Raw genomic sequence first — 16,896 nt, 5'->3', positions numbered from 1 at the left:
GCGATCGCAAGGCGCCGGAAGGTCCTAGTAGCGGAGCTACTCGGACTTTTCGGCAACGCCGCGAGCGTGCGTGCCAGACGCCGCGGCGCAGACGGGAGTTTGACGACAGGCCCTAGGCCCTGGCCTGGAGATGTACCGATCCGGAGACGTACCGAGGTGGGGAGACGTTGTGCGCAGCAGGACCGTGCGATTCGGGATGGGCGCTGCCGCCGTGGTGGTGGCGCTCGCCCTCGGCGGGTGCAGCGGTGGCGGTGACGGTGACGACGGCGGCGGCGGCAAGGCCGCGGGCAAGGGTTCGGCCTCGGCCTCGGCCTCGAAGGGGAGTTCGTCGACGCCCGACGAAGGATCCTCGTCCGGGGCCGGGCCCGGTTCCGTGAAGGACGCCGAGGGCATCTGGAAGGCGTCCACCGGTGGCAAGCCCGTCGTCCTCGTCGTCGGCGCGAAGCAGGCCGCACTGACCACCGCCGACGGACACCTGTGCACCGGGACCCTGGCGGGCGCCGGAAAGCCGACGCTCACGCTCAGGTGCGCGGACGGGAACACCGACCGCACGAAGGGCGCGGTCGAGTCCAACGACGGCAGCACGATGCGGGTCTCGTGGGACGCCGGACAGAAGGACACGTTCAAGAAGTCGAAGGACGGCGAGTTGCCGACCGACCTGCCCAGCGGCCTCCCGACGAACTGAGTCACCTCTGGGGTCACCGCTGGTCGGTCGACTCCCGGGTCATCGGCGGTACGTCGGTGTCGAGCGCGTCGGAGAGTTCCTCCAGCGTTTCGAGGAACAGCGCCGCCCCGCGGCGCACCACCCGGTCGGGGACGCCCTCGCCGTCCCAGGCGTCGAGGGCGTCGCGGACCGGCTTCCAGCGCGGGATCCGGCGCTCGCGGATGGCCTGGGCGCCGTCGCGGGTCGCGGCGCGCAGCGCGTCGGCGAGCGCGTCCGCCGCTGGCACCGGGGTCGCGCCGCGCTCCGGCAGGTGCGCCTCCATCAGCATCACGACGCGGCCGATGTGGTGCAGGGCGTGCGCGGCCTCGTCGGCGGCGGCGTTGGACAGGCCGCGGTGGCGTACGGGTTCGGTCTTGGCGCGGGCCGCGGCCTGCTCCCAGGCGATGTGCGCGTCACGGGCCTTCAGCAGGGCCTCGCGCACGTCCGGGCAGCTCTTGCCCGCCGGGCTCGCGTAGTGGGCGACGACCGCGGCGGCGTACTCGCCGAGCGCGGCCAGCCAGTCGGCGAGCCGGGTGCGCAGGCGGGGGGTCTCCCAGGCCGGGTACAGGGCGTACGACAGCATCGCGAGCACGCCGCCGACCAGCGTCAGCACGACGCGTTCGGGGACCGTCTGGCTCCACTCCTGGCCGCCCATGCCGAGCAGGAACACCACGTACATGGCGATGCAGGCCTGGGCCGCGAGCTGCCCCGTGCGCATCAGCAGGTACATCAGCGCCGCGCACACCACGGCGAGCACCGCGGAGAGATACGTGCCGGGGTGCGCGAGCTGCAGGATCGCGGTGGCGAGGGTGACGCCGACGAGCGTGCCGCCGAACCGGGCCACCGCCCGTGAGTACGTCTGCGAGAAGTCGGGGCGCATGACCATCACGGCCGACATCGGTGCCCAGTAGCCGTGGCCGAACGGGAGGAGGTCGCCGATGAGGTACCCGGCGACGGCGACGGCGGCCACGCGATTCGCATGCCGCAGAACCGGCGACCCGGGCCGCGCCTCCCGCCGAATCGCCCGCACGGCCACCGGGAGCAGCTGAAAGATGCTGGGCCGCCGTAGTGGTTGGGCTACGGGCGCCGGGGTTGGGGCCACATCCTCGGCGCGCGGCACCGTGGGCCGCCTTGCCCACCCTGCCGCCCCAGGCGGCAGATTGCCCAAGTCGGGGTCGGCTGAGCCGTTCTTCTCAAGCCCCTGCGGCGATTGAGCAGCGGGGTCCGGGGCGGAGCCCCGATCTTTCAGCCCCGCCGGCGCTTGAGGCGCGGGGTCCGGGGCGGAGTCCCGTGGCGTGGGGGCGGTGCCGCCCGCAGTCTCCAGGACGTCGCGGAGGAGGGAACCCAGACGGGTGGCCGCCCGCTGCGGCGGCCCGGACAGAATCGCCCCGGTATCCGGGGACCGGAACGCCGCGATCGCATCCGGCGGAACCTTCACCGGCGACCCGTGCCGGATGGCCCTCGCCGCGACGTCGAGAATCGCCCCCGCCGCGGCCAGCAACTCCCGCACCCGGTCCCGCTCCGGCCCCTCCTCCGGCACACCCACCGCCGGATCCGCGAGCGAGGCAAGCACCGGCCGGATGCGCTCCGCGAGCCCCCGCGCCCCGTGCAGTTGAGCGGGCCGCGTGCGCGCCTGCCGCGGCGTGAGCGCCGCCGCGTTCCGCGCCAGCATCAGCGGCTCCGGATCGAACGCGGCGACGGGATCGTGCCGCAACCGACGCGCGTAATCGGCCTCCGCCGCGAGCGCGTCGGCGAGGGCGTCACGGTGCGCCCCCCATCTGCGTACGGGGAAGAGGATCACGAGCGTCGCCTGGACCAGGCCGCCGAAGGCCATCATCGCCGCGTGGCCCGCGGCCTCGGCGATCGTCGTCGGCAGGGTGATGGTCACGAGCATCATCGCGACGTTCGACGAGGCCATGATGCCGATGGTCGGCCCCGCCGCCCACGCGAGGCCGGCGAGATACGTCCACAGCGCGAGCAGTGGGAGGAAGAAGACGAGGTGGGAGCCGGTGAGGTAGCCGAGGAACGTGGAGATGCCGAGGCTCGCGCCGGAGGCGAGCGCGAGTTCGGGACGCGGCCGCCAGCTGCGCTGGAACGTGGCGATCGCCGCCTGGAACGCGCCGAAGGCGGAACCGGCCGCGACCGCGGGGCCGAACAGCGACAGGCTCACCGCGATCACGATCGCGAGCCCCGCGGCGCCGCGCAGCGCGATCAGCGGTTCGAGACGCTTGCGCTCCACGGTCAGGCCCGAGCGCGTGGTCACCTTCAACGCCCGGAACCAGCTCATTTCGCCAGAATACGGGCATTGGCCACTCCGGACGGCGGGACTTACTCCCCTTCGCGGAGCACCAGGTCCAGGAGGCCGGGGAAACGGGCGTCGAACTCGGCGCGGCGCAGCCGGTTGAGGCGCCTGGGCCCGGCGTCCCGCTGTTCGAGCAGGCCCGCCTCCCGGAGCACGGAGAAGTGCCGGCTCAGCGTCGCCTTGGTGACCGGCACGTCGAAGGTGCCGCAGGTGCGCTCCCAGTCGGTGGCCCCGGCCAGCTCACGGACGAGCGTGCGGCGCACCGGGTCGGCGAGCGCGACGAGCGCCGCCTCCAGGGGAACGTCCGCCGGTTCGACATGCACCGGCGCCGCCCGGTGCCCGCTCGCCGTACCTTCCGCCGCTGCCCGTGCCGTCGCCATGCCGTCCTCCCTGTTCCCGGATGAATGACCCCGGCCTCTGCACACCCTTGCCGAGTGTTCGATGCCGTGCGTACACTCCGAACGTTCGTAGATCATCGAACACTGTAGTACCTCGTCGCCTCGCGGAGGAGTCCCGTCATGCCCCTGTCCCAGCAGCCCCCCGTCCGTGTGGGCATCGTCGGCCTCTCCGCCAAGCGCGGCTGGGCCGCCAAGGCCCACCTGCCCGCGCTGCGGCGGCTAAACGGCTTCGAGGTGACCGCGCTCTCCGCGAGCAGCGCCGATTCCGCGCGGGCGGCCGCCGAGAAGTACGGCATCGCCCACTCCTTCGGCACCGCCGCCGAGCTGGCCGCGTCCGACGAGGTCGACCTCGTCGTGGTCACCGTCAAGGTGCCGGACCACCGGGAGATCATCGAGGCCGCCCTCGCCGCGGGCAAGGCGGTGTTCTCCGAGTGGCCGCTGGGCGTCGGGCTCGCCGAGGCCGAGGGGCTCGCCGCGCTGGCCGCCGAGCGCGACCTGCACACCTTCACCGGGCTACAGGCGCGCTCCGCCCCGCTCGTGCGGCACCTGCGCGACCTGGTCGCGGACGGCTACGTCGGCGAGGTGCTGTCCACCAGCATGGTGGCGTCCGGCCGGGGCTGGGGAGCGGAGGTGCCGGAGGGCTCCGCGTATCTCCTGGACCGGTCCACCGGGGCGAACATGCTGACCATCCCGTTCGGCCACACGCTGGACGGGCTGATCTCGGTGCTGGGCGACTTCGACGAGGCCGCGCCGGTCGGTGCCGTCACCGCCACGCGGCGCCGGGAGATCAAGGACCCGCGCACCGGCGACGTCCACCGGCCCGACGTCGCCGACCAGGTGGTGCTCGGCGGGGTGCTCGCCTCCGGCGCGGTGGCCTCCGTGCACTTCCGGGGCGGCCAGTCGCGGGGCACGAACTTCCACTGGGAGATCAACGGCACCGAGGGCGACCTGGTCGTGACCGGCGACCACGGCCACCTTCAGATGGGCGAGTACACCCTCGCCGGGGCTCGCGGCTCCGCCACCGAGCGCACCGAAATCGCCGTCCCCGAGCACTACTTCGAGCCCGAGCTCGCGGAGCTGCGCGGCACCGACGCGTACAACGTCGGCGCCGCCTACGCCCAGCTCCGCCGCGACCTGGCCGACGGCACGTCCGTCGTCCCCGACTTCGCGCACGCCGTACGGCACCACCGGCTGCTCGACCGCATCGAGCGCGCGGCGGCGGCCTGACGCCGGCTCACCCGTCGAGGCGGGCCCGCTGCGCCGCCTCGGTGCCCTCGGCCCAGCCCGCCCCGTCGGTGACGCCCCTCACCCGCGTCGTCACGGTCGCGGGGAACATCTCCTCGGCCCGCCCCGTGACCGCGACGTCCCGCGCGGCGAGCACCGGCAGCGCCTCTCCCACGGACCCCGTCACCTGCTCGGCGACGGCGGCGAGCCGGTCCCCGATCCGGTGCGCGTACGCGGCCAGGAACGACTGCCGGAAGGTCTTCGTACGCTTGCGCCCGCCCGCCCGCTGCTCGGCCTCCGCGCGCGTCATCGCGGCCGTGGCCTGCACGAGCAGCGACGTATGGAGGACCTCGACGACCTCCAGGTCCGGTTCGAAGCCGACCACCGTCGAGAAACCGAACGCCGAGTTCCACACCGCGCGGCAGCGGTTCGCGGTCGCCACCGCGTCGAGGAGGACCGCCTTCGCCGTCTCGTAGGGGGCGTCGACGCCGATCCGGCAGGCGGTGGGCGCGTCCTTCGCGTGCGTACGGGAGGCGAGCAGCGCCTCGTCGACCGAGTGCCGGGCCATCAGCTCCTGCGCCTTCGCCGACAGCGCCTCCGCCTCCGGCGGGTACCCGGTCCGCTCCGCCTTGGCGAGCAGCGCGCGGATCTTCGCCAGGGCCCGCGGCTCACCCGCCACGGGGACGGTGATCGACTCACCGGGCACCGGGCCGACCGGCTCGATGGCGGGCAGCCGCGCGAGGAGTCGGTACAGCTCCAGGGCGGTGGTGGCATCAGAGAACCGGTCCGTGCGCGCGGGGCCCTGCGCCGGAAGCTCGGCGAGCTGGGCGGACCAGCGCGGCGGCAGGTTCTCGTACCGCTCGGTCTCGGTGCGGATCAGGCGGGCCGCGAGCCGTTCGTGGGCCGCGTCAAGACCCTCGCCCCGTACGACCATCCGCAGCACGTCGGCCGGCTGCCAGCCGCGCTCCCACGCCCGCCGCACGAACTCCCGTCCCCGCAGGGCGAGTTCGGCGTCGGCGGACGGGTCGGCGGCGAGCAGCGAGGCGCCGGTGTCGAGGTCGCCGCCGTCATGGAGGGCGGCGGCGAAGGCCCGCTCGACCGTGCTGTCACTGTTCGTCCCGCTCATCAGGCCATGATCCCAGCCCTACGGGGCCAGGGTCTCCACGATCAGTTCGGCGGCCCGCTTCACCAGCGGGCTGTCGCCCTCGGTGTCCTTGTCCGTGTCCGGCTTGGTCGACAGGACGGAGAGGATCACCGGCGCCCCGTCCGGCGTCCAGGCGATGCCGACGTCGTTGGCGGTGCCGTACCGGCCGGTGCCGGTCTTGTCGCCGAGCACCCAGTCGGCGGGCAGGGCCGCGCGGAAGCGCTCGCCGCTGGTGGTGTTGGCGAGCAACCAGCGGGTCAGCCGGTCGCGGTCGGCGGGGGCGAGGGCGCCGCCGAGGACCAGGCGCGCGTACGTCGTCCCGATGGCGCGGGGCGTGCTGGTGTCGGTGACGCGGCCCGGCTCGGCCGAGTTCAACTCGGGCTCCCAGCGGTCGAGGCGGGTCGTGCGGTCGCCGGTCGAGCGGACGAAGCGGGTGACGGCGGTGGGGCCACCGAGGTACTTCATAAGAAGGTTGGCCGCGGTGTTGTCGCTGTACGAGATCGCGGCGCCGCACAGCTCGGAGACGGTCATGCCCTGCGCGAGGTTCTCCGGCTTCCCGGTGACCGGGGCGCCGCCCGCGCGGTCGATGTCGGCCTGCGTGTAGTGGACGCGGCGGGCCAGGAACTCGCCGTCCTTGTCGAGGTCGCGCAGCACGGCGGCGACGGCGAGCGTCTTGAACGTGGAACACATCGGGAAGCGCTCGTCGGCGCGGTACCGGACGGTGCGCCCGGTGCTGATGTCGTGCGCGAACACGCCCAGGCGGGCGCCGTGCTTGCGCTCAAGGGCGGCGAAACGGCCGTCGGCCGACCGGGCATGGGCGGTGCCGGTCGCCGCTCGGGCGGTGGCGGTGCCGGCGAGCGCGGTGGCGCCGATGGCGGTCGCGGTGGTGAGGATGGCGCGGCGGGTGGTGGACACGGTGGAGGGTGGCCCTTCTGCGCGACGATGATCTTTTTGAACGGTTCGGGTACGAGGACGGTCCTGCCCACCCCAACGGTTGCGGCCTCGCCGAGGTGCCAGGGGCCACCGAGATGCCAGGGGCCACCGCGACATGCGAGGCTCGGGGGCATGAGAGTGGCACTGGCGCAGACCGACTGCGAACTCGGCGATGTTGACGCCAACCTGGAAACGGCCCGCGAACAGATTTCGCAGGCCGAGGCCCAGGGGGCGGACCTCGTCGTCTTTCCCGAACTGAGCCTGCACGGCTATCACCTGGGCGGCCTGAAGTCGGACACGTCGATCGCCACGAACGATCCGCGGCTGCTCGGCCTCACGTCCCCCGACGGCCCGGACGTCATGGTGGGCCTGCACGAACACACCAGCCTGCGCGCGTACAACACGTCCGCCTACTACGCGGGCGGCGCCCTGCTGCACGCCCACCGCAAGCTGTACCTCCCGAACTATCTGGCCTGGGAGGAGCGCAAGCACGTCAGCCCCGGCCAGCACTCCCGCGCGTACGACCTGCCCCGCGACCACGGCAGGGCCGCGACGCTGGTCTGCAACGACGCGTGGCAGCCGGTGCTTCCGTGGCTGGCGGTGCAGGACGGCGCGGAGGTCCTGTTCGTCCCCGCGAACAGTGCGGCGACGCTCGACCCGGAGGCCATGGACACGACCCTGTACTGGGACACGCTCCTCTCGTACACGGCCAAGATGCTCCAGTGCTGGGTCGTCTTCGTGAACCGGGTCGGCAACGAGAACGGGGCGTCCTTCTGGGGCGGCTCCCGCGTCGTCGACCCGCGCGGCACGGTGGTGGCGCAGGCGCCGCAGTGGGAGCCGGGGCTCGTGACGGTCGACATCGACGTGCATGAGGCTCGCCGCCAGCGGAGGGCGGTTCCGTTGGTGGCGGAGGCGCGGCTCGGGTTGGTCGACCGGGAGGTCCGCCGGCTGATCGACGAGGGCGGCGACAGCTAGAGCCGTTGTTTCAAGCCCCTGCGGCGTTTGAGCAGCGGGGTCCGGGGCGGAGCCCCGGGGCCGCAACGCCGTCGCGGGCGGAAAGATTGTCAGTGCCGGGTGTGACACTCGGCGATGTGACCGAACGATGGGCCCTGGCCCCCACCGAGCGCGGCGGAGCGGAGCTCGTTCCGCTGGGCCCGGACGGGCTGCCCGCAGGGCCCGTCGTCCGGGAGCCGGACCTCGCCGAAGCCGTCCGCTCCCGGCCGGACGTCACCCGATGGGTCTGGCGGGACACGCACGCCGTCCACCCCCGTCTGCTCGCCGCGGGCGTCCGCGTGGAGCGGTGCTACGACATCGAGGCCGCCGAGAACCTCCTGATCGCGCACGAGGGGCGGCACGGCGACCCCCGTTCCGCCGCGGCGGCCCTGGCCAGGCTCAAGGGCGCGCCGGTGCCGCCCGACCCCCCGCCCCGCGTCGCCGCCCCGGGATCCCAGTCCTCCCTCTTCGAGCCGCGCCCACCCGTCGACGTCACCCTGACCGACCTCGTCGACGTGTACGCGGAGCAGCAGCGGCGGCACGGGGCCACCGGGCAGCCGGGCCGGATGCGGCTGCTCACGGCGTCCGAGTCGGCGGGCATGCTGGTGGCCGCCGAGATGCACGCGGCGGGCCTGCCGTGGCGGGCGGACGTGCACAGGTCCGTACTGCAAGAACTGCTCGGCGAGCGGTACGGGGGCGGGGGCGAGCCGCGCCGCCTGGCCGAGCTGGCGGACGAGGTGTCGGCGGCGTTCGGCAGACCGGTCAGACCCGACCTCCCCGCCGACGTCATCAAGGCCTTCGCGCACGCCGGCATCAAGCTCACCTCCACGCGCCGCTGGGAGATCGAGGGCATCGACCACCCGGCCGTACCGCCCCTGATCGAGTTCAAGAAGCTGTACCGGATCTACACGGCGCACGGCTGGTCCTGGCTTCAGGACTGGGTCAGGGAGGGCCGGTTCAGACCCGAGTACCTGCCCGGTGGCACGGTCTCCGGGCGGTGGACGACGAACGGCGGGGGCGCGCTGCAGATCCCCAAGGTCATCCGGCGCGCGGTGATCGCGGATCCGGGCTGGCGGCTCGTCGTGGCCGACGCGGACCAGATGGAGCCGCGGGTGCTCGCCGCGATCTCCCGCGACCCCGCGTTCATGGAGGTCTCGGGCCAGGCCGCCGACCTGTACCAGGCCGTCTCCGACCGGGCGTTCGCCGGTGACCGGGGGCAGGCCAAGCTGGCCGTGCTCGGCGCCATATACGGGCAGACCTCGGGTGACGGCCTGAAGAATCTGGCGCTGCTGCGGCGCCGCTTCCCGCAGGCGGTCGCGTACGTCGACGAGGCGGCGCGCGCGGGCGAGGAGGGCCGGCTCGTGCGCACATGGCTGGGCCGCACCTGCCCGCCCGCCGTGGGCGCCGCCGAGCCCGAGGAGGCCGGCATCCCGCAGGACGAGCCCGAACAGGCCGCGGACGCGGGCGGGTTGACGTACGGCTACGCCTCGTCGAACTCGCGGGCCCGCGGCCGCTTCACCCGGAACTTCGTCGTGCAGGGCAGCGCCGCCGACTGGACGCTGCTGGTGCTCGCCGCGCTGCGCCGTGAACTCACGGACATGGCAGCCGAGTTGGTGTTCTTCCAGCACGACGAGGTGATCGTGCACTGCCCCGAGGAGGAGGCGGAGAAGGTGAGCGAGGCGATCCGGGAGGCGGCCGACCTCGCCGGCCGGATCGCCTTCGGCGAGACGCCGGTGCGCTTCCCGTTCACGGTGGCGGTCGTGGAGTGCTACGCGGACGCCAAGTAGCGCTCCACGACCGTCTCGGACGCGCTCACACCGCCCGGAGCGCGAGCACCACGTTGTGCCCTCCGAAGCCGAAGGAGTTGTTCAGGGCGACACCCCCCGCGGGCAGCGCCCTGGGTTCGTCCCCGACGATGTCGGCCTCGGCCGTCGCCTCCGGGTCGGGACGGTCGAGGTTGATGGTCGGCGGGGCGAGCCGGTCCCGCAGCGCGAGCACCGTGGCGACGGTCTCGACGCCGCCGGCCGCGCCCAACAGATGCCCCGTCATGGACTTGGTCGCGGACACCGCGATGTGGTCGGCGTCGTCCCCGAACACCTGCCGCAGCGCGCGGAGTTCGGCTACGTCACCGAGCGGCGTCGACGTGGCGTGGGCGTTCGCGTGGCATACCTCCGAAGGCTTCAGACCCGTGGCGTCGAGCAGATTGCGCAGCGCGGCGACGACCCCGCGACCCGTCGGCTCCGGCCGGGTGATGTGGTGGGCGTCGGCGGACAGGCCCTGCCCGAGCACCTCGGCGTGCACCCGCGCGCCGCGCCGCTCGGCGTGCGCCGCGGACTCCAGGACGACGACCCCCGCGCCCTCGCCCATGACGAATCCGTCCCGCCCCAGGTCGTACGGGCGCGAGGCCCCCGCCGGGTCGTCGTTCCGCTTGGACATCGCCATCATGTTGCCGAACGCCGCCATGTTCACCGAGCAGATGGCGGCCTCGGTGCCGCCCGCCACAACGACGTCGGCGCGGCCGGTTCTGATCATCTCCAGGGCGTAGCCGACGGCTTCGGCGCCCGAGGCGCAGGCGCTGACCGGCGTGTGCGTGCCGGCCCGCGCGCCGACGTCCAGGCCGACGGCGGCGGACGGGCTGCTCGGCAGCAGCATCCCGAGGGCGTGCGGCGAGACGCCGGCAGAGCCGAGCTGCTTGAATATCTCGTACTGCGTGAGCAGCGCGGACACCCCGCCGACGCCGGTGGCGATCACGACGCCGAGCCGATGCGGGTCGACGTCGTCGCACCCCTCCCCCGGCTCCTTGAACCCGGCGTCCGCCCACGCCTCCCGGGCCGCGACCAGGGCGAACCTTGCGGTGCGGTCGAGGCCGGGCGACGGCGGGTCGCACAGTGCGGTGGCCGGGTCGACCGCCGCCTCCGCGGCGATCCGCACCTCGACCTCCTCGGCCCACGGCTGCGTGAGGCGCCGCACGCCGGAGCGCCCGGCCAGCATGCCTTCCCAGGTCGACGCCGCGTCTCCGCCCAGCGGGGTGGTGGCGCCGAGGCCGGTGACGACGACGGAGGGCGCCACACGTTCGCGCGCCATGTCAGCCCCCTTCGCCGTGGGGCGCGGGCACCCCACGGAAGGTCAGCGCCACGTTGTGGCCGCCGAAGCCCGCGGAGTTCTTCACGGCGACGACCTGGTCGCTCTCCAGCTTGCGCGGCGTGCCGTGCGCGACGTCGACCGTCAGGCCCTCGTCGAGGCGGACGAAGTTCCGCGTCGGCGGCACCACGCCGTGGTGCAGAGCCAGCACCGTGGTGATCGCCTCGACGGCCCCCGCGGCGCCGAGACCGTGCCCGAGCATCGACTTGTTCGCCGAGACGACGGGACCACGGCGGCCACGCCCCGCACCCCCGAACACCTCCTGCACGGCGCGCGCCTCGGCCGCGTCGCCTGGCAGCGTGCCCGTGCCGTTGGCGTTGAAGTGCGCGACCTCCTCCGGCCGCACACCGGCGTCGGCGAGGGAGGAGCGGACGGCGGACGCGGTTCCGGCGCCGTTCGGCTCCGGCTGCACCATGTGGAAGGCGTCCGACGAGATGCCCACGCCCGCGAGTTCGGCGTAGATCCGGGCACCACGCTCCCGGGCGTGCCGCTCCGACTCCAGGACGAGAACCCCCGCGCCCTCGCCCAGCACCATTCCGTCGCGCTCCGCGTCGAACGGACGGGACGCGCCCGCCGGATCGTCGACGCGCCGCGACAACGCCCGCATCGCCGAGAACGAGCCGAGGACGAGCGGGTGCAGTGGCGCCTCCGCGCCGCCCGCCACCACGACGTCCACCTCCCCTCGGCGGATGAGCGCCGCGGCCGTCGCGAGCGCCTGCGTACCGGAGGAGCAGGCGTTCACGGTGGCGTTGACGCCCGCCTGCGCGTTCACGACGAGGCTGACGGCGGCGGCCGGGCCGTTGCCCATGGACATCGCCACGGTCAGCGGCGGCACCCGGTTCCAACCCCGGTTCTTCAGCGCCTCCCAGCCGCCGATCAGCGAACCCATGTCGCCGAGCGCGGCCGAGACGACCACCGCGACCCGCCCCGGATGCACGGTGGCGTCGGCCAGGCCCGCGTCCCGCCACGCCTCCGCCGCGGCCGTCACGGCGAGCTGGGCGGACCGGCTCAGGCGCCGGCGCTGCTGGTGTTCGAGGGCGGGGCCCGGCTCGACGCGCACCCGCCCGCCGACTAAGGGCGGCAGATCCTCCGCCCACGGCTCGTCGTCGAGCCGCCGTATCCCGTTCTCGCCGTCGAGCATGGCGTCCCACGTGGTGGCGACGTCACCACCGAGGGCGGTGGTCTCACCGAGCCCGGTGACGACGACGCGCGGGCGCCCCTTGCCGTCCCTGCCGTCCTTGCTTCCTGTCATGACCTCTCCTTTCATGACCTCTCCTTTCGAGAGACCAACCGGGAATCCGACCGGGAACCCGCTGCCCCGCGGAGCTCCGCCGCGAGCTTCCCCGAGTCCTTCTTCACCTGACTGACCAGCAGCTTCTTCACGAGCGACTGCGGCATGACCCCGAAGTAGTCACCGGGGTCCACATCGAAGGTCCAGTGCACGCCGGTCGTCCCGTCCGGGTGCTCCGTGTACGCGTACGTGCCGACGTAGTGGAACGGCCCGTCCAGCACGTGGAACCTGGAGCGCAGCCCCGGCTCGTACTCGCTGATCTCGACGGTGAACGTCATCCGCTTCCCGATCAGCTGGAACGTGATCTCGTACCGGCCGCCGGCCCGCGCGGGCCCGTCGAGCAGCCGCGTCGCCACGCAGGCCGCCTGCCACTCGGGGTCCCGCGCCGGGTCGGAGAGCCGGGCGAAGGCCTCCTCCGGCGGGACCGGCAGGTCGAAAGTGTGCTCAGCCTTGATCATCGTTGTCTCCCTCGTCTTCCGTCAGGTACGGCGCGATGGCCCGCGCCGCCGCCGCGGCGTGGGGCGCGTACATCACCGAGTTGTGGTCGCCGGACACGTCGACGACCCGCAAGGAACCCTTGACCAGCGCCTCCCAGCCGAGTCCGGGGCCGTAGTCGACCGGCTCCTCCGCCGCCCGCAGCAACAGCAGGGACAGCTCCTCCGGTTCGGGCAGATACGTCTGCAGGGCGATGCCGTTGGCGAGATACGCCTCGAAGTAGCGCAGGATCTGCGCCCGGTCCGCGTCCTGGGCCAGCACCCCGATCGCGGCGGCCTCCCGCAGGATGTGGTCGAACGCCGCGTCGCCGCCCAGCTCCCGCAGCTCCTCGGCGGGGATGTCGAGGCTCTTGCCGTACGGCACCGCGAGGTCCCGCGCGAACCACGACAGGAGCGTCGCGTCGTCCGCGGTGTCCGGGATGTTCGCCTCGACGGGGGCGCGGCTGTCGATGCCGACGAGCAGCTCGATCTCCTCGCCCGCTGCCCGCAGTTGGCGCGCCGCCTCGTAGGCGATGACGCCGCCGAAGCACCAGCCGCCGAGGGCGTAGGGGCCCGTCGGCTGGATCTCCTTCAGGTACGCGAGATAGCGCGCGGCCATCCCCTCGACGCTGACCTCGGCCTCGCCCTCGCTCTCGATGCCGGGCGCCTCGACCGCCAACACCGGTCGTCCCTGCGGGAGTTGGCGGGTCAGCTCGACGTAGCAGAAGACCGTGCCGCCGAAGGGGTGGAACAGGAAGAGCGGGTGCCGGCCCGGCTCGCCCTCGCGCAGGGTGACGACCGGGACGCGCGGCCCTTCCTGGCCTCCGCGGCGTACGAGCGTGGCGAGTTCGGCGATCGTGCCGTGCCGCAGCAGCTCGGAGACCGGCACCTCCACGTCCCACTCGGCGCGGATCGCCGCGCTGAGCCGGACCGCGAGCAGCGAGTGGCCGCCCACCTCGAAGAAGTCGTCGTGGACGCCGACCTCGGGGATGCCGAGGATCTCCGTCCACATCCGGGCGAGCGTGATCTCCGTGGCGTCGCGGGGCTTCTCGAAGACGGCGTCGGAGGTGACGGTCGGCGCGGGGAGCCTGCCCCGGTCGGCCTTCTTGTTGGGGGTGAGCGGCAGTTCGTCCAGTACGACGACGATCCCCGGCACCATGTACTGCGGCAGGAACGCGGCCACGTGCGCCTTGAGCTCGGCCGTCGTCGGGAGCCCGGCCCCCGCCTCCGGCACCACGTACCCGACGAGCCGGTCGCCCTGGACGATCACGACCGCCGTCGCCACCCCGTCGGCCGACTGGAGCGCGGCCTCTACCTCGGCGAGTTCGATCCGGTAGCCGCGCAGCTTGACCTGGTTGTCCAGGCGGCCGTGGTGCAGCAGACGCCCCTCGCTGGTCCAGCGCGCCCGGTCGCCCGTGCGGTACAGGCGGGTGTCCGGGGCGGCCCGCAGACCGGTGGCGAAGCGTTCCTGCGTCAGCTCGGGGCGGTTCCAGTAGCCGGTGGCGAGGCCGTCGCCGCCGATCCACAGCTCACCGGGGAAGCCCGGTTCCACGGTGCGGCCCTGCGGATCGAGCACGTACAACCGGGTGTTGGCGAGCGGGCGGCCGATGTCGATGCCGCTCTCCGGCTCGACGCGGCCCTCTGTGGACCAGATGGTGGTCTCGGTCGGCCCGTACACGTTGTGCAGCGCGGCCACCTTCCCGTACAGGAACTCGGCGAGGTCCAGCGGGAGTTCCTCGCCGCCGCACAGGACGTGCAGGCGCTCGTTCCCCTGCCATCCGGCGTCGCGGAGCATCCGCCAGGAGGTGGGGGTCGCCTGCATCCATGTGACCTCGGACGCGTCGATCCGGGCAGCGAGCGCGGCGCCGTCGGCGACCGTCACGCTGTCGCACACGAGCACGCGCCCGCCGGCCACCAGCGGCATGAACAGCTCCAGGCCCGCGATGTCGAACGAGACCGTGGTCACCGCGAGCAGGCTGTCCGTCGCGCCGAACCCGGTGTTCTCCCGCATGGAGAGGAGCAGGTTGACGAGGGCGCGGTGCGGGACGGCGACGCCCTTCGGGCGGCCGGTGGAGCCGGAGGTGTAGAGGATGTACGCGGGGTCTGTGTGGTCTGTGGGGTCCGCGGGGTCTGCGGGGTCTGCGGGGTCTGCGGGGTCTGCGGGGTCCGCGGGGCCCGTCGTGCGGGGCCCGGCCGGAGCCGGGTCGGTGGCGATCTCGTCCAGGCTCAGCACCTCCAGGCTCAGTACGTCCAGGCCCGGCAGCCAACTCCCGCGCAGCCCCTCCTCGCTCAGCAGCAACCGCACCCCCGCGTCCTGCGCCATGTACGTCAGCCGGTCGACGGGATGGTGCGGATCCAGCGGTACGTACGCCGCCCCCGCCTCCAGCACGCCGAGCAGCGCGGCCACCAGGGGCGCCCCGCGCTCCACGAGCACCGCGACGCGATCGCCCGCGGCGACCCCGGCGGCCCGCAGTCCTGCGGCGACCCGCCCGGTCTCGCCGAGCAGCCGCGCGTACGTCCACTCCTCACGGTCGTCGACGACCGCGACGGCGTCGGGCGTGCGCCCGGCCTGCTCGCGCACCAGCTGCGGCAGCGTGGCGTCCGGGAGTTCCCGCTCGGGGCCCGTCCCGCGCTCGCCGAGCAGCGCGCGCTGCTGGGCGTCTCCCCTGCTCAGGCCCTCCATCGGCGCGTCCGCGTGCCGTACCAGGGTCTCGACGGTCGTGACGAAGGTGGCGGCGAGTTCGCGTGCGGTGCCCGCGCGGAAGATGTCGGTGTTGTAGCGCAGCACGCCCGCGTACGCGCCGGCCCGCTCCCCGCCCATCTCGACCCACAGGTCCGTCTGCCCCTCCTGCTGCGGCAGCGGATACGGCCGCAGCGTCGCGCCCGCGACGCTCAGTTCGGCGTCCCGGTCGGGCCGCAGCAGGAAGAACTGGTCCATGTCGGTCAGGAACGGCAGCCGGTCCCAGGCGAAACCCGCCTGGAACAGCGGCGTCCGGCTCTGGTCGCGCGGCGGCGCCAACTCCCGTACGAGCCAGGGGAAGGGCAGCTCCTGGGCCCGCATCGCCTCCAGGGTGCGCGAGCGTACCGAGTCGAGCAGTTCACGGAAGGTCGCCGTCTCGTCGACCTCGCCACGTACGACGACGGTGTTCACGAAGTTGCCGATGGCGTCCCGGAATCGGCGCTGCGTGCGTCCGGAGCTCGGGGTGCCGACGGTGATGTCCGACTGCCCGCTCAACCGGCCGAGGAGCACGAAGTAGGCGGACAGCAGCACCATGTACGGCGTCGCCGACATCGTGCGCGCCAACTCCCTTACGCCCTCGGTCGCTTCGGCCGACAGGGCGAACGGCGCCGAGCCGCCGCCGTAGGACGGAACGGGCGGGCGCGGCAGATCCCCGTAGAGATCGAGTCCTGGCGGCACATCGGCCAGCCGTTCCGCCTCGCGGGCCAGCAACTCCTTCGCCCTCCCGGTCGCCAGGAAGGCGTCCTGCTGCTCGGCGTACGCGGCGAAGGCCCCGCCGTCGAGCGCGAACTGCCCCTGCACGCCCTCCAGTCGGGCCCGCACCTCGGACAGCAGCAGCGCGAGCGACCAGAAGTCCACCGCGATGTGGTGCAGCACGACGGCGAACACCCAGGTGCGCTCGGCGGTCCGGTACAGGTGCACGCGCCACAACGGCGGCCGGGCCAGATCGAACGGCTCCCGGCTGTCTGCCCGCACACGCTCCCGCAGGGCGTCTGGTTCCATGCCCCTGGCGTCGGTGTGCCGTACGTCGAGGGGGGCGGAGTCGGCGACGTGTATGTCGTCGGCGCCCCGGAAGCAGATCCGTAACGCTTCGTGTTCGCGCGTCAGGTCGTCGAGGATCGCCCCGACCGTGGGCCCGAGCGCCGGGTCCGCGGTGACCTCGGCGCCGAACACGACGTGGTACGCGGCGCATTCGGGGTCGGCCTCGTGGATGAACCACAGCCCGGCCTGCTGCGAGTTGACCTTCGCGTGGGTCATGACCGCCCCTCCTGGCCCTGGACAGCGGGCACGGGCTCGCCGTTCATGAGCCGCCAGAGCGCCTCCGCGAGGGTGTCGACCGTCGGATGCGTCCACATCAGGTCGACCGGCGGGTCGACGAGGCCGCAGGCGTCCTCGATCTCCATGCCGACGGTGAGCGCCGCCATGGAGTCGAGCCCGTACGAGGTGAAGGTGCGGTCCGTCGCCAACTCCTCCTCGGCGAGCCCCGCTTCGGCGGCGACGGCTCCGATGAGGATGTTCTTGACGTCGTCGATCGTCATGTTCTTCGTACTCATT

13 protein-coding genes are annotated in these 16,896 nt (G+C 73.3%); 4 read left to right on the top strand and 9 right to left on the bottom strand.

Going from position 1 to position 16,896, the window contains the following annotated elements:
- Positions 1-169: 169 nt before the first annotated feature.
- Entirely contained in the window at positions 170-685 is a 516-nt protein-coding gene (locus OKJ99_RS38495) for a hypothetical protein (protein ID WP_326023076.1), read from the top strand.
- Positions 686-698: 13 nt separating this feature from the next.
- Here OKJ99_RS38495 and OKJ99_RS38490 read toward each other — a convergent pair whose 3' ends face one another.
- A complete protein-coding gene (locus tag OKJ99_RS38490; protein WP_326023075.1) occupies positions 699-2,990 on the bottom strand; it encodes an FUSC family protein in 2,292 nt (763 codons plus the stop codon).
- 41 nt (positions 2,991-3,031) lie between these two features.
- A complete protein-coding gene (locus OKJ99_RS38485) occupies positions 3,032-3,385 on the bottom strand; it encodes an ArsR/SmtB family transcription factor (RefSeq protein ID WP_326023074.1) in 354 nt (117 codons plus the stop codon).
- 138 nt (positions 3,386-3,523) lie between these two features.
- Here OKJ99_RS38485 and OKJ99_RS38480 point away from each other — a divergent pair, with 138 nt between their 5' ends.
- The gene (locus OKJ99_RS38480) at positions 3,524-4,630 is read left to right on the top strand and encodes a Gfo/Idh/MocA family protein (RefSeq protein ID WP_326023073.1); all 1,107 of its coding nucleotides are present in this window, start codon (positions 3,524-3,526) and stop codon (positions 4,628-4,630) included.
- Positions 4,631-4,637: 7 nt separating this feature from the next.
- On the opposite strand, the gene OKJ99_RS38475 is transcribed toward OKJ99_RS38480, so the two are convergent.
- Positions 4,638-5,753, bottom strand: a complete 1,116-nt coding sequence (locus OKJ99_RS38475) for a DUF2786 domain-containing protein (protein WP_326023072.1) — start codon at positions 5,751-5,753, stop codon at positions 4,638-4,640.
- A gap of 18 nt (positions 5,754-5,771) precedes the next feature.
- The gene (gene bla / locus OKJ99_RS38470) at positions 5,772-6,686 is read right to left on the bottom strand and encodes a class A beta-lactamase (RefSeq protein WP_326023071.1); all 915 of its coding nucleotides are present in this window, start codon (positions 6,684-6,686) and stop codon (positions 5,772-5,774) included.
- A 150-nt stretch (positions 6,687-6,836) separates the two neighbouring features.
- Here bla and OKJ99_RS38465 point away from each other — a divergent pair, with 150 nt between their 5' ends.
- Both OKJ99_RS38465 and OKJ99_RS38460 read left to right on the top strand, forming a co-directional pair.
- Positions 6,837-7,679: a nitrilase-related carbon-nitrogen hydrolase gene (locus OKJ99_RS38465; RefSeq protein WP_326023070.1), complete on the top strand. Its 843-nt coding sequence runs from the start codon at positions 6,837-6,839 to the stop codon at positions 7,677-7,679.
- Between the two features lie 116 nt (positions 7,680-7,795).
- Positions 7,796-9,484 carry a bifunctional 3'-5' exonuclease/DNA polymerase gene (locus OKJ99_RS38460; RefSeq protein ID WP_326023069.1) on the top strand — a complete coding sequence of 563 codons (1,689 nt, stop codon included), beginning with the start codon at positions 7,796-7,798 and terminating at the stop codon, positions 9,482-9,484.
- Between the two features lie 25 nt (positions 9,485-9,509).
- Here the strand turns inward: OKJ99_RS38460 and OKJ99_RS38455 are convergent, their stop codons facing one another.
- The 5 genes from OKJ99_RS38455 to OKJ99_RS38435 are packed head-to-tail and all read right to left on the bottom strand — an operon-like array spanning position 9,510 to position 16,895.
- The gene (locus tag OKJ99_RS38455) at positions 9,510-10,781 is read right to left on the bottom strand and encodes a beta-ketoacyl-[acyl-carrier-protein] synthase family protein (RefSeq protein ID WP_326023068.1); all 1,272 of its coding nucleotides are present in this window, start codon (positions 10,779-10,781) and stop codon (positions 9,510-9,512) included.
- A 1-nt stretch (position 10,782) separates the two neighbouring features.
- Complete coding sequence (locus OKJ99_RS38450; protein ID WP_326023067.1) at positions 10,783-12,090, bottom strand: beta-ketoacyl-[acyl-carrier-protein] synthase family protein; 1,308 nt, start codon at positions 12,088-12,090, stop codon at positions 10,783-10,785.
- A gap of 11 nt (positions 12,091-12,101) precedes the next feature.
- Positions 12,102-12,587, bottom strand: a complete 486-nt coding sequence (locus OKJ99_RS38445; protein ID WP_326023066.1) for an SRPBCC family protein — start codon at positions 12,585-12,587, stop codon at positions 12,102-12,104.
- A complete protein-coding gene (locus tag OKJ99_RS38440; protein WP_326023065.1) occupies positions 12,574-16,599 on the bottom strand; it encodes a non-ribosomal peptide synthetase in 4,026 nt (1,341 codons plus the stop codon). The genes OKJ99_RS38445 and OKJ99_RS38440 overlap by 14 nt, the downstream gene beginning before the upstream one ends.
- The gene (locus OKJ99_RS38435) at positions 16,596-16,895 is read right to left on the bottom strand and encodes an acyl carrier protein (RefSeq protein WP_326023064.1); all 300 of its coding nucleotides are present in this window, start codon (positions 16,893-16,895) and stop codon (positions 16,596-16,598) included. Before OKJ99_RS38435 ends, OKJ99_RS38440 begins: the two co-directional genes overlap by 4 nt.
- Between the last annotated feature and the right edge of the window lies 1 nt (position 16,896).

This window comes from Streptomyces endophyticus, from assembly GCF_035798155.1.
Classification (GTDB): domain Bacteria; phylum Actinomycetota; class Actinomycetes; order Streptomycetales; family Streptomycetaceae; genus Streptomyces; species Streptomyces endophyticus.
Note: the sequence above shows the minus strand (reverse complement) of the source record. Positions and strands in the feature narration are given on the sequence as shown.